6 protein-coding genes and 2 pseudogenes are annotated in these 12,428 nt (G+C 62.3%); 6 read left to right on the forward strand and 2 right to left on the reverse strand.

From position 1 onward, the window contains the following. Positions 1-77 precede the first annotated feature (77 nt). From ACSQ2A_RS22415 to ACSQ2A_RS22435, 5 genes and pseudogenes are all read left to right on the forward strand, one after another. A complete protein-coding gene (locus tag ACSQ2A_RS22415) occupies positions 78-959 on the forward strand; it encodes a patatin-like phospholipase family protein (protein WP_436074120.1) in 882 nt (293 codons plus the stop codon). 859 nt (positions 960-1,818) lie between these two features. Next, on the forward strand, positions 1,819-2,781 hold the full coding sequence (locus ACSQ2A_RS22420; RefSeq protein ID WP_436074121.1) for a DUF3991 and toprim domain-containing protein: 963 nt from the start codon (positions 1,819-1,821) through the stop codon (positions 2,779-2,781). Between the two features lie 138 nt (positions 2,782-2,919). After that, the gene (locus tag ACSQ2A_RS22425) at positions 2,920-3,522 is read left to right on the forward strand and encodes a DUF1419 domain-containing protein (RefSeq protein ID WP_436074067.1); all 603 of its coding nucleotides are present in this window, start codon (positions 2,920-2,922) and stop codon (positions 3,520-3,522) included. A 10-nt stretch (positions 3,523-3,532) separates the two neighbouring features. Beyond that, positions 3,533-3,931: a DUF3085 domain-containing protein gene (locus ACSQ2A_RS22430; RefSeq protein ID WP_436074068.1), complete on the forward strand. Its 399-nt coding sequence runs from the start codon at positions 3,533-3,535 to the stop codon at positions 3,929-3,931. Between the two features lie 85 nt (positions 3,932-4,016). Next, a pseudogene (locus ACSQ2A_RS22435) lies at positions 4,017-9,102 on the forward strand (N-6 DNA methylase). Positions 9,103-9,297: 195 nt separating this feature from the next. Here the strand turns inward: ACSQ2A_RS22435 and ACSQ2A_RS22440 are convergent. Both ACSQ2A_RS22440 and ACSQ2A_RS22445 read right to left on the reverse strand, forming a co-directional pair. After that, positions 9,298-10,079: pseudogene (locus ACSQ2A_RS22440) on the reverse strand (IS5 family transposase). Continuing rightward, positions 10,018-10,527: a hypothetical protein gene (locus ACSQ2A_RS22445; RefSeq protein ID WP_436074069.1), complete on the reverse strand. Its 510-nt coding sequence runs from the start codon at positions 10,525-10,527 to the stop codon at positions 10,018-10,020. Before ACSQ2A_RS22445 ends, ACSQ2A_RS22440 begins: the two are co-directional and overlap by 62 nt. A 185-nt stretch (positions 10,528-10,712) precedes the next feature. Here ACSQ2A_RS22445 and ACSQ2A_RS22450 point away from each other — a divergent pair, with 185 nt between their 5' ends. After that, positions 10,713-12,410 (forward strand): ParB N-terminal domain-containing protein, encoded by a 1,698-nt coding sequence (locus tag ACSQ2A_RS22450; protein ID WP_436074070.1) that lies wholly within the window; start codon positions 10,713-10,715, stop codon positions 12,408-12,410. Positions 12,411-12,428 lie beyond the last annotated feature (18 nt).

Consider the following 12,428-nt stretch of genomic DNA (forward strand, 5'->3'; position numbering starts at 1 on the left):
ATACCTCCCGGTAGGTATCTTGTCAAACCCGTTGCTGTCGTGCGAGAACTGCACAGAAGTCTGGAGGTGGATTGACCATGGCGAGAAGAAAGATCGGAGTTGCGTTAGGGAGCGGTGCAGCGCGCGGATGGGCTCATATCGGCGTGCTGGAGGTCCTTGCAGAAGCTGGCATCGGCGTTGACGTTGTGTGCGGGACATCCATGGGCGCAATGGTGGGCGCCGCATTCGCGAGCGATCGGCTGGATGCTATGAAACAATGGGCAATCCACGCGGACTGGTGGACTGTCGCTTCGCTGGTCGACTTCGGTGTCCTTGCCGGAGGACTCGTTGATGGTGATCGGATTGTCAACTGGATGGCTGGTCTTGGAGTAACGGGACAGATTGGCGACATGGCCAGACCATTCGCCGCAGTAGCGACGAACCTCTCCACAGGCCAGGAGGTATGTTTGGCGCATGGTTCTGTGCAGGCGGCCGTACGGGCGTCTATTGCACTACCTGGGATTTTCAGCCCGATGATCCTTGATGGCGATCCGTTGGTTGACGGAGGACTCGTAAATCCCGTGCCCGTTTCGGCCTGCCGATCATTAGGGGCAGATTTCATCATTGCGGTTAGTTTGCATGATGAGGTGCTCGGTCAACGCTTGGCACGAAAAGTGGCGCCCGCGAAGCAAACCTCGGGCGCGCCCGGCCCCTTGCATCCGGGCCCCAAGAGAACCCTGGCTGATCATGCCCGGGCACCAATTCCAGGATATTTCGAGGTGCTTACCGGTGCCATAAACATCATGCAGGATCAGATAACGCGTTCAAAACTTGCAGGAGACCCTCCACATGCGCAAATCTTACCTCTTGTCGCACATATCGGTTTGCTAGATTTTCATTGTGCAAAAGAGGCAATCGCCGCTGGTCGGTCTGCCGCCACACAATCATTGCCAATGATAAAAGATCGTCTGAACTATTGATTAGATGCCGCTGAGTACCGAGCATTTTCGGAAACCCAAGTGGTAGCAGCCGTACTCATTGCGCATTTTGCGGCAGCTCTTGTCCTCTGGCGTTCTCCGGCAGCGGGAGGGAGGAAGAAGGGAACCGTTGAAGCGAGCGGGGAGCCAAGCATCCAACCAATGGCCTTGGAACAGTTCAAGACGCTGACCTGGAGTGATTTCTAGACGTCGTGGTAAGGCAGGCGCCCTTAGGGCGGCGCAAGAGCACTTACAGGATGGTGGTCGAGCAATAAAATGGCACATCATGGCGTCCCCTTCGGGTCGGGATGTCGGCGGACCTGAAGCCCCCATCGGGGTCTCCACCCATCCGGGCGTCCATCTGTGACGTGAAAGAGGAGGGCTGGGAGATGTCGGCTGTCATCGCGCTCCGGATCGATCATCGTCGCGCCCTTCGCCGCCTCTGGCGGGAGAATACGCCCCCCTTCTTACAGCTGAAGCGACCAATGGCCACTACGAGGCGCCGGGCCACGTGCAGTCTGGCTCTCGGCGGGATGGTAGAATTCTATCACTGGGCCAAGGTCACCGCCGAGATCGCGTGTCTCCCCTGAGGTCGAGATGGATATTGATGTCATCAAACAGCTGGTGTTCGAGGACGAGTGCCGGCATCGGTGATGGAAAAGGCGCAGTGCCGCTTGCGCGCCGCGGCCCGCAAGGGATGCTGTCGCCGCGGCGGTTCTCTCGATGCTCACCCCCGACGAAAATGCCGGGTTGACCGCCGCGCCCTTGCCCGCCTTGCTCTACGCGGCCTCTGGTCTTCGCTTCCGGAAGAGTCAGGAGCGGGAGTTGGGCAAGAGGAGCACGAAAGGTGCCTGCGCGAATAATTGACAAGACAGATCTGGAAGAATTGCGGGCGAAGGTGCCCTGCAGCTCGGTGCTGGAGGAGGCAGGGTTCGCGCTCGACCTTAAGGAAAGCACCCGCAAGGCGATGAAATATCGCCGTGACGCCGAGATCATAATCGTTATTCACGAGGGTAAGGGCTGGTTCGATCCGTTGAGTGACGGCAAGGGCGACGTCTTTAGTCTCGTGGAGCATCTGCAGGGTGTGCGCTTCGTCGAGGCGATGCACGCCGTCGCAGATCTGGTAGGGTTCGTGCCTTCGGATCCCGTCTGGGAACGGGAATCCCGCGAACGGGAACCGGATCGTTCCATTCCCGAACGCTGGCGTAGACGACGCAAGCCATGGAAAGGCTCAGCCACCTGGCGCTATCTCCACGATGATCGTGGTCTATCCGAGCGGATCATCAGCATCGCGATTTCCACCAATCTACTGCGCGAAGGCCCGCATGGCAGCATGTGGGCGGCACACACCGATGCCGATGGTGTCGTCACCGGCTGGGAGGAGCGGGGGCAGGACTGGCGCGGCTATGCCACCGGCGGCGCCAAGGTCCTGTTCCGCCTCGGACGATCCGATGCCCTGCGTCTCTGCGTCACCGAAGCTGCGATCGACGCCATGAGCCTGGCGGCGATCGAGGAAATGCGAGGCGGCTCACTCTATCTTAGCGCCGGCGGCGGATGGTCGCCGGCAACGTCTAATGCCCTGTGCCAGCTTGCCGTGCGTGCCAACGTCGAGCTGGTGGCCGCCACCGACGCCAATGCGCAAGGCGAGGTGTTTGCCGAACGGCTCCGTGAGATTGCCGAGGACGTCGGATGCGCCTGGTCACGCCTGCTGCCGCCAGCGGAGGACTGGAATGACGCAATGCGGATGCGGAACAGGGACGAGCAGGATGAAAGAGGGGAGGTAGGACAAGGCCTGCCGCATGCCCGCCGGTTGACTCAAGGGTGAAGCTTCGCCCGGCCGTGCCGGCCCTTGACCCGCCCGGACGGAGAGGCGGCCGCGGGGAGGGGTCCGGAAGGGCTGAAGGGAAAGGTGATCCGCAAGGGATGAACCGCGCTCCGGCCCGCAAATGGCCAGGAGCCTCCCATGACCGTTCAACCTTCTATCCGCAAAATCTACTTCGACGTTGCAGATCGCCGGCAGATGTTCCGCCTATTCGACCGCCATGCCCCGCGGCCCAATCGCTTCGAGGTTGACGCTGCGCCTCTCTATGCCGGCGAGTGGTTCGAAATCGGCCGCACCGAGCATGACTATATGCTCGAGATTCTGCCGCCACTGTGGATGCGCGGGGAGATGTTCGCTATGCGCGAATTTCTCACCGACACCGTCACCAGCGTCTTCTACACGCTCTGGATCGACAGCAAGACACGCTACTTCCACGCCTATTGCGACCTTTCAGTTGCCCGCTCCGCTGTCGAAATCCGCGATGTCATCGTCGAGCGCGAATCTCGCCCGGTAAAGGCAATGACGCGCGCCGAACGCCTCGAGCATGTGTGGAGCGCCACCCATGATGAATATCGCGGCTATGCCGGCGAACGCTTTCTCCCCGAGCTGCGCGGCAAGCGCACTATCGTGGTTCATGGCCTGGGCAGTAGCGAACTCAAGCTGCTCGAGGACCTGACCGACGCCGAGATCGCCGACCGACTGCCTGAGCATCTGCGACACCTCTCTGTTAAAGCCGCAGCATAGGGAGAAGGCCATGTTTACCTTCTCCATCCCCGGCGTTCGAAGAGTCATTGAGCGCGGCATCGCCGACGCGACCGCCCATGGCGGCTTCCGCGTTCCTTATGAGGGCATCTCATCCCCCGACCAGGCTCGGGCCGGCCTCTGGCTGGTGGGCGACCGGGGTGTCTACCTCTGCTCCAACGGTAAACTCGCCGCCAACGAGAAACCCTTCGTCTTCTATTCGGAGCAGTGCCACCCGAAAGGCGATTTCGACTGGTGGGACTACAAGCGCCGCCATTTCGGCGCCGATGACGGTGTGGAGTTCATCGAGGCCGAACGCCTGATCCCGCTGTTTAACAGCAATATACGGGCGACCCATCTCAACCTGGCGCTGACCGAGACCGAAATCACGATCTCGCTGCTTACCCGCTGACCGTCCCAAAACCGCGATGCCACTCACCCGGCCGACTTGTTCGGTCGGGGATTTGCGCACGCCCGCCTCTCAAGGAACTTTCTCAATGTCCAACGATCTCTTCACGCTCGACCTTTTCGGCAATACTGCGCTTTCTTCCGGCCTCGGCCTGGGTGTAACTGCCTTCGGCAGCGGTTTCGATGCTGGCGATACGCCAGAAGACTCGACCCCGACACCAGTCACCGCGTCATCGCATGATGCGCAGCCCAACGCGCCTCGACTGCCCCGGCCATCCGTCCGTGGCGACAACTTCTCGCTCGCCGGTAACCGCGGCCTCGCCAAGGGTTGGAAGCGGCGGGCCCAGGACAACCTCGATGCCATCCGCCTCGCCGCAGAGATCGAGGCCGAGGAGCGGCCAGCCACACCGGCCGAGCAAGCGCGGCTCATCCGCTTCACCGGCTTTGGCGCATCCGCCCTCGCCAATTCCGTGTTTCGGCGTCCGGGTCAGAATGAGTTCAACACCGGCTGGGACGAGATCGGCGCAGCGCTCGAAGAGGCGGTGTCCGATAGGGACTATGCCTCGCTGGCCCGTTGCACCCAGTATGCGCATTTCACGCCGGAATTCATCGTCCGGGCGATCTGGGCAGGGCTACAGCGCCTCGGCTGGCGTGGCGGCAAGGTGCTCGAATCCGGCATCGGCACGGGCTTGTTCCCGGCGCTGATCCCAAGCGAGCTTCGTGAGCAGGTGCATGTTACCGGCATTGAGATCGATCCGGTGACAGCCCGCATTGCCCGCCTGCTGCAGCCGCGCGCGGATCCTCAACGCCGACTTCGCCCGGACGGACTTGCCGGTGACCTTCGACCTCGCCATCGGCAATCCTCCCTTCTCCGATCGCACGGTCCGCTCGGATCGCGCCTATCGGTCGATGGGCCTGCGCCTCCATGATTATTTCATCGCCCGCGCCGTCGATTTGCTGAAGCCGGGCGCGCTCGCGGCTTTCGTCACCAGCTCCGGCACGATGGACAAGGCCGACAGTGCGGCCCGCGAACACATCGCAAGGTCTGCCGATCTCATTGCGGCCATCCGCCTGCCTGAAGGCAGTTTTCGCGACGATGCCGGCACCGAGGTCGTGGTCGACATCCTGTTCTTCAGAAAGCGCCAGCCCGGCGAACCCGAGGGCGATGTTCTGTGGCTCGACCTCGACGAGGTCCGGCCCGCCCATGGCGATGATGGCGCGATCCGCGTCAACCGCTGGTTCGCCCGACACCCGGACTTTGTGCTCGGCACGCATACCACCACCTCCGGGCCGTTCGGCGAGACCTATACCTGCCTGCCGCGCCCTGGCCTCGATCTTGAACAGGGTCTGTCGCAAGCCATCTCCCTTCTTCCGGAAGCCCCCTATGACGGCGAGCCGGAATCCATCGATGTCGACGATGATACTGTCGCTGCTGGCGCTGATGATCGCCCGGACGGCGCCGCCATCCGCGAGGGCAGCTTCTTCATCGGCAAGAATACTGCCCTGATGCAGATGGTCGACGGCGCGCCGGTCACCATCACATTGCGTAAGGGACGCAGCGCTGATGGCGTGCCTGAAAAGCACGCCCACATCATCCGCAAGCTGGTCCCGATCCGCGACGCGGTGCGCGAGGTGCTCAAGGCGCAGGAGCTCGACCGGCCCTGGAGCCCGGCGCAGGTCAAGCTGCGCATCGCCTGGTCGAACTTTGTTCGATCCTACGGGCCGATCAACACCACCGTCGTGTTGACCAGCGAGGATACGGAAACCGGCGAGGTGCGCGAGACGCATCGCCGGCCCAACCTCGCCCCCTTTCTCGACGATCCCGATTGCTGGCTTGTCGCCTCGATCGAGGATTATGACCTTGAGACCGACACCGCCCGTCCTGGTCCGATCTTCACCGAGCGGGTGATCGCCCCACCTTCGGCGCCGATCATCACCTCGGCCGCCGATGCCTTGGCCGTGGTGCTCAACGAACGTGGCTATGTTGACATCGATCACATTGCCGAATTGCTGCATGTCGATCCCACCATCGTCATCGCCGACTTGGGCGACGCCATCTTCCGCGAACCAGAGACAAGGGCCTGGCAGACGGACGACGCCTATCTCTCGGGCCAGGTCCGCGACAAGCTCAAATCTGCCGAAGCCGCGGCAGCGCTCGATCCGGCCTTTGAGCGCAACGTCCGAGCGCTCATCGAGGTACAGCCCGCCGACCTCGGCCCATCCGACATCACCGCGCGTCTCGGCGCCCCGTGGATCCCGGCTGCTGACGTCGTTGCCTTCGTCAAGCAAACGATGAACGCGGACATAAAAATCCATCACATGCCCGAACTCGCGTCCTGGACGGTGGAGGCGCGGCAACTGGGCTGGATAGCCGCAGGCACGTCCGAATGGGGCACCGAGCGCCGGCATGCCGGCGAACTGATCGCCGATGCGCTTAACAGCCGGGTGCCGCAGATCTTCGACATCATCAAGGAGGGCGACAGCGAGAAGCGTGTTCTCAATGTCATCGATACCGAGGCGGCCAAGGAAAAGCTGACCAAGATCAAAAACGCGTTCCAGACCTGGATCTGGTCTGATCCCGATCGCACCGACCGGCTGGCGCGGGTCTATAACGATCGCTTCAACAATATCGCCCCGCGAAAGTTCAACGGGGACCATCTGCAACTTCCGGGCGCCTCAGGCGCCTTTTCTCTTTATGGGCACCAGAAGCGCGGCATCTGGCGCATCATATCCGCTGGTGCGACCTATCTCGCTCACGCCGTAGGCGCCGGCAAGACCATGACCATGGCAGCCGCCATCATGGAGCAGCGCCGGCTGGGCCTGATCGCCAAGGCGATGTTGGTCGTTCCAGGACATTGCCTGGCGCAGGCGGCGCGGGAGTTCCTGGCGCTCTACCCGACGGCCCGCATTCTCGTTGCCGACGAGACCAATTTCACCAAGGACAAGCGGCATCGCTTCCTCAGCCGTGCCGCGACGGCGACCTGGGACGCGATCATCATCACGCACTCGGCCTTCCGCTTTATCAGCGTGCCTTCGGCCTTCGAGCAGCAGATGATTCAGGATGAGCTTGAGCTCTATGAGGTTCTGCTGACCAAGGTCGAGAGCGACGATCGCGTTTCCCGCAAGCGCCTCGAGCGACTGAAGGAGGGGCTCAAGGAACGGCTGGAGGCGCTCGCCACGCGCAAGGACGATTTGCTCACCATCTCCGAGATCGGCGTCGACCAGATCATCGTCGACGAGGCGCAGGAGTTCAGGAAGCTTTCCTTCGCTACCAACATGTCGACGCTCAAGGGCATCGATCCGAACGGCTCGCAGCGGGCCTGGGACCTCTATGTGAAGTCCCGTTTCGTGGAAACGAAAAACCCGGGCAGGGCGCTCGTGCTGGCGTCCGGCACGCCGATCACCAACACACTCGGCGAAATGTTCTCGGTGCAGCGCTATCTCGGCTTTGACGCCTTGCTTCAGCGCGGCCTGCACGAGTTCGACGCCTGGGCCTCGACCTTCGGCGATGTCACCACCGAACTCGAATTGCAGCCCAACGGCAAATACAAGCCGGTGACGCGCTTTGCCACCTTCGTCAATGTCCCTGAGCTTATCGCGATGTTCCGCAGCTTCGCCGATGTGGTGATGCCGTCGGACCTCGCGCGCTATGTGAAACTGCCGGCGCTCTCTACCGGTACGCGGCAGATCAGGACGTCGAAGCCGTCGGCCGCCTTCAAGCGCTATCAGATCCTGCTCGACGCCCGCATCAAGGCGATCGAGGAGCGCGAGGGCCCACCCGAGCCCGGCGACGACATCCTGCTGTCGGTCATCACCGATGGGCGGCATGCGGCAATCGACCTGCGGCTGGTCGATCCCGACAATGACAATGAGCTCGACAACAAGCTCAACGACCTGGTCGGCAATGCCTTCCGCATCTGGCAGGAAACGGACACCAGAGAATATGTCCGGCCCGATGGCAAGCCCTTCGAGCTGCCCGGCGCGGCGCAGATGATCTTCTCGGACCTCGGCACCATCAATGTCGAGAAGACCCGCGGTTTCTCAGCGTATCGCTGGATTCGTGACGAGTTGATCCGCCTTGGCGTGCCGCCTTCGGAAATCGCTTTCATTCAAGAGTTCAAGAAGTCCGAAGCCAAGCAACGCCTGTTCGGCGACGTGCGCGCCGGCCAGGTTCGATTCCTTATCGGTTCGTCCGACACCATGGGCACCGGCGTCAATGCGCAGCTCCGCCTCAAGGCCCTGCACCATCTCGATGTGCCTTGGCTGCCGTCCCAGATCGAGCAACGGGAAGGGCGCATCCTGCGCCAGGGCAACCAGCACGATGTCGTCGATATCTTCGCCTATGCCACAGAAGGTTCGATGGACGCCCAGATGTGGCAGAACAATGAGCGCAAGGCACGCTTCATTGCCGCGGCATTGTCGGGCGATACCTCGGTTCGTCGGCTCGAGGACCTCGGCGAGGGCCAGGCCAATCAGTTCGCCATGGCCAAGGCCATTGCTTCGGGCGATTCGCGCCTGATGCAGAAGGCGGGTCTTGAAGCCGATATCGCCCGACTGGAGCGTCTACGCGCTGCGCATCAGGACGATCAGTTCGCCATCCGGCGACAGGTTCGCGATGCCGAGCGTGATATCGAATACACCGCAAGGCGCATCGGCGAGATCGGGCAGGATATGACCCGCCTCGTGCCGACCGTGGGCGACGCATTCCGCATGCAGGTCGGCAAGGCTGCCTTCGCCGAGCGCAAGCTCGCTGGCCGAGCCCTGATGACGGAAATCCTGACGCAGGTCCAGCTCCAGCATGCCGGTGACATCACCATCGCCAGTATCGGGGGCTTCGACCTCGACTATTCCGGCCAGCGCTTTGGTCAGGATGGGTATCGCTACGCCACCATGCTGGTGCGCACGGGCGCGGAGACCGAGATCGGGTTGCCCGTCACCACCACGCCGCTCGGTGCTATCGCCAAGCTCGAACACGTCCTCGCCAATTTCGATGTGGAGCAAGAGCGCGCGCGACACCGTCTTGCCGAAGCCGAACGGCGTCTTGCCGCCTATCGCTCTCGTGAGGGTGGAACCTTTGGCTTTTCGGACGAACTCGCCGACAAACGTCGGCAGTTATCGGAAGTAGAGGCCTCGCTTGCCGAGGACATTATTGGCGCAGGCGCCCAAGCTGCGTAAGCAGTGGGGGCGCGAACGCCTCGCACTGCTTAGCGTCGCAGGGCGGCTAGTCATCCAGCAGTGTCAGGCATTGATCGTCATAGCGGCTGGCCAGCTCGGCCAGCTCGCTTTGTTGTCTGGACATCGTCGACACCTGTCGGTTGCGTTCTTTCAGCAGATCCATGGCATTTGCGCCCGACACGGCCGCACCGGCATCTAGGTCCTGTTGACAAAGTATGGCATCCATATCCTGGCTGCGGCTAAGGCCAGGAAGGCGGCGAAGGATTTTGCGGTCTTTTCGAAGCGCGTGGCGATGCGGCGGAACTGCTTGAGCCTGTTGAACATGCGCTCGATGCGGTTGCGGTCCTTGTAGGCCCGGAAGTCACATGGGGGCGGGTTCTTGCGGTTGGCCTTGGGTGGGATCACCGGAACGATGCCGCTCAACAGCAAATCCTCGCGCACGGCGTCGCCATCGTAGCCTTTGTCGGCCAGGAGCAATCGTGGCTTGCCCACCGGCATGGCCATCAAGGCAGGAACGGCTGCATAGTCGGATGCTTCCCCGCCCGTCAGGACAAAGCCAAGAGGGCGTCCTTGACCGTCTGTGCGGGCGTGGATTTTGCACGTAAAGCCGCCGCGTGATCGACCAAAAGCCTCCTTATGAGTCCCCCTTTAGCGCCCGCTGCCTGCGAATGGCCGCGCACCGTGGTGCTGTCGATCATGTGTTGCCAGTCATCGGTGAGCCCGAGTTCGACCAGGGTTTCGAGCAGGGCGTCCCAGACCCCTTGCTCGGCCCAGCGGCGAAACCGGACATAGACCGAGTTCCACTTGCCATAGCGCTCATGCATGTCGCGCCAAGGGCAACCAACCCGCAGAAAGTGGAGCATCCCATTTAGATATCGGCGATTGTCTTGCGCAGGCCGGGACTTGCGACCTCGCTCAGCTGGCAAAAGCTCGCCAATGAGCCGCCACTCTGCGTCCGACAAATCCCCACGTGCCAAAACCGCCTCCTAAAAAGCAGTCTTGAATCACGGCTAAACCGATTTGAGAATCCACTTTGTCAACAGGCCCTAGCGCAAGGGCGGCCTTGTCGCTGTATTGTTGGGCCGTGTCGGGATCATTTTCACCGACAAGCACATCGGCGGTCCTGCGATAATAGGCCGAGCATTCCACATAGATGGTCGCAACGCGGGCTACGGCATCGGGCCCCCCGTTTCTGTCTCCGCGCAGGACCAGGACAGCTGCGGCGATGCCAGCAAGCACGATCGCGTAGAATAACAACGTCCGCCTCATCTGCCCCCCGATGGTTGGTCGTTGTTGTCTTGAATCATGTTTGTCCTGCATCGCCAAGACGCAAAGCAGAACAGGGAAGAAGAGGTGAGGAAAGAGGGAATTGGGAATTGGAAAGAGCGTTCGCAGACCGGTTGGCCCGCCGACGCTGATGCTCAATCGCGCTCATCGCAGTCCCGGCCCGTCATCCTGCGCAGGGCCAAGAGCCCCGCTGGTCCAGCCGGGCATGGATGCTCGGGCGCAATTGTACCGGTCCGCCCGCTCCGCGGTCCTGGGTGTGTCTTCGAGAAGAAGACGGAAAAGGACCGGCAATGGGCCGCGTCCGCAGCCAAGGAGAATCCCCAATGGAAATCAAGCTGATCGATCCGCGCGCGCTCGTCGACAATCCCGACAAGGCCCGGCTGACCAAGTCCAGTCCCCAGTCGGACGCGCTATTGCTGGCCACGATCCGGGCTGTTGGCATCGTCCAGCCGCCCGTCGTGGCGCCGCAGGCCGATGGCGGCAACGGTTTCGTCATCCAGCATGGCCATCGTCGCGCCAAGCAGGCGATTGCCGCTGGTCTCGAGCAGATCGTCGTCATTGTCGACGAGGCGGCCGCCGATGGCGGCGCGATGCGCTCGATGGTCGAAAACACCGCCCGCGAAAACCTCAATCCGGTCGACCAGTGGCGCGCCATCGAACGGCTCGTTGCCCTGGGCTGGACCGAGGAAGCGATCGCCGTCGCCCTCGCCCTGCCGGTACGCCAGATCAAGAAGCTGCGGCTTTTGGCCAATGTTCTGCCCGCCATGCTCGACCATATGGCCAAGGGCGACATGCCCGATGAACGCCAGCTCCGCACCATTGCCGGGGCGGCACTCGATGAGCAGAAGGAGGTCTGGAAGGCCTACAAGCCGACCAAGGGCGATCCGCAGGTCGATTGGTGGCGTGTCGCACAGGGTCTCGCCAAGACCCGGATGTATGCGCGCGATGCCAGCTTCGGTGATGACCTCGCCCAAGCTTATGGCATTGCCTGGGCCGAAGACCTGTTCGCCCCGGCCGACCAGGACAGCCGCTACACCACCGATGTGGAGGCCTTCCTCGGTGCCCAGCAGGAATGGATGACCCAGAACCTGCCCAAGAAGGGCGTCATCGCCGAGGTCAACACCTATGGCGAGGTCAAGCTGCCGCCCAAGGCCGAACGCGTCTATGGCACGCCAAAGAAGTCCGATCATACAGCCATGTACCTCGATCGTGAGGGCAAGGTGAAGAGCGTCCATTTCCGGCTTCCGGAGGCGAAGAAGAAGGGCAAGGGGGCGGACGATGCCGGTGGCGAGGACGATGCCATCATCGTGTCAAAGCCACGTCCCGACGTGACGCGCAAGGGTGTCGAAATGATCGGTGACCTGCGCACCGATGCCCTGCACGAGGCGCTGTCGCGGGCGCCGATTGAGGACGACACGCTGCTGGCGCTGCTCGTTCTCGCCTTCGCTGGTCAGAATGTCCGGGTCGATTCCGGTGCAGGTGGCGACTATCGCTATGGCAGCAGGTTCGGCCGGCATGCGGCCGCCCTATTCGATGCCGAGGGCAAGTTCGCCTTCGACACCGACACTTTGCGCATCGCCGCTCGCGGCGTGCTGATCGACGCGCTGTCCTGCCGCGAAGGGATGACGAAGTCGGGCATCCTGGCTTTGGTCGCCGGCGGGACAATCGGCGCCGACACGTTCCTCGCCAATATGGGCACGGAAGACTTTCTGTCCTGCCTGTCGCGTCCGGCCCTCGAAGGCTCCTGCGGCGACACCCCGGTGCTGCCGCGGGCTCGCGTCAAGGATACGCGTGCTGCCTTGGTCGAGCATTTCAAGGAGGGGCATTTCGTCCATCCGTCGGCGCTGTTTGCCCCGGACGCGGCCAGCCTCACCGAATGGCTCGGCAAGAACGCCATTACTGAGGAGGAGGACGACCACGAGGACACCCCTGCCGAGCAGGATGTGTCCAACTTAGAAGCTCAGCCGGAGCCGGTCCACGAAGACGACCTCTCGGAAGGCTATCGGCAGGCCGCCGAGTAAACCTCACCTCTTTGCCAT

Source organism: Devosia sp. LjRoot3, assembly GCF_964252865.1.
In the GTDB taxonomy this organism is placed as follows: domain Bacteria; phylum Pseudomonadota; class Alphaproteobacteria; order Rhizobiales; family Devosiaceae; genus Devosia.

Coding starts and splice junctions, on each gene's coding strand:
- ACSQ2A_RS22415 (WP_436074120.1), top strand. CDS start 78: ATGGCGAGAAGAAAGATCGGAGTTGCGTTAGGGAGCGGTGCAGCGCGC.
- ACSQ2A_RS22425 (WP_436074067.1), top strand. CDS start 2,920: ATGACCGTTCAACCTTCTATCCGCAAAATCTACTTCGACGTTGCAGAT.
- ACSQ2A_RS22430 (WP_436074068.1), top strand. CDS start 3,533: ATGTTTACCTTCTCCATCCCCGGCGTTCGAAGAGTCATTGAGCGCGGC.
- ACSQ2A_RS22450 (WP_436074070.1), top strand. CDS start 10,713: ATGGAAATCAAGCTGATCGATCCGCGCGCGCTCGTCGACAATCCCGAC.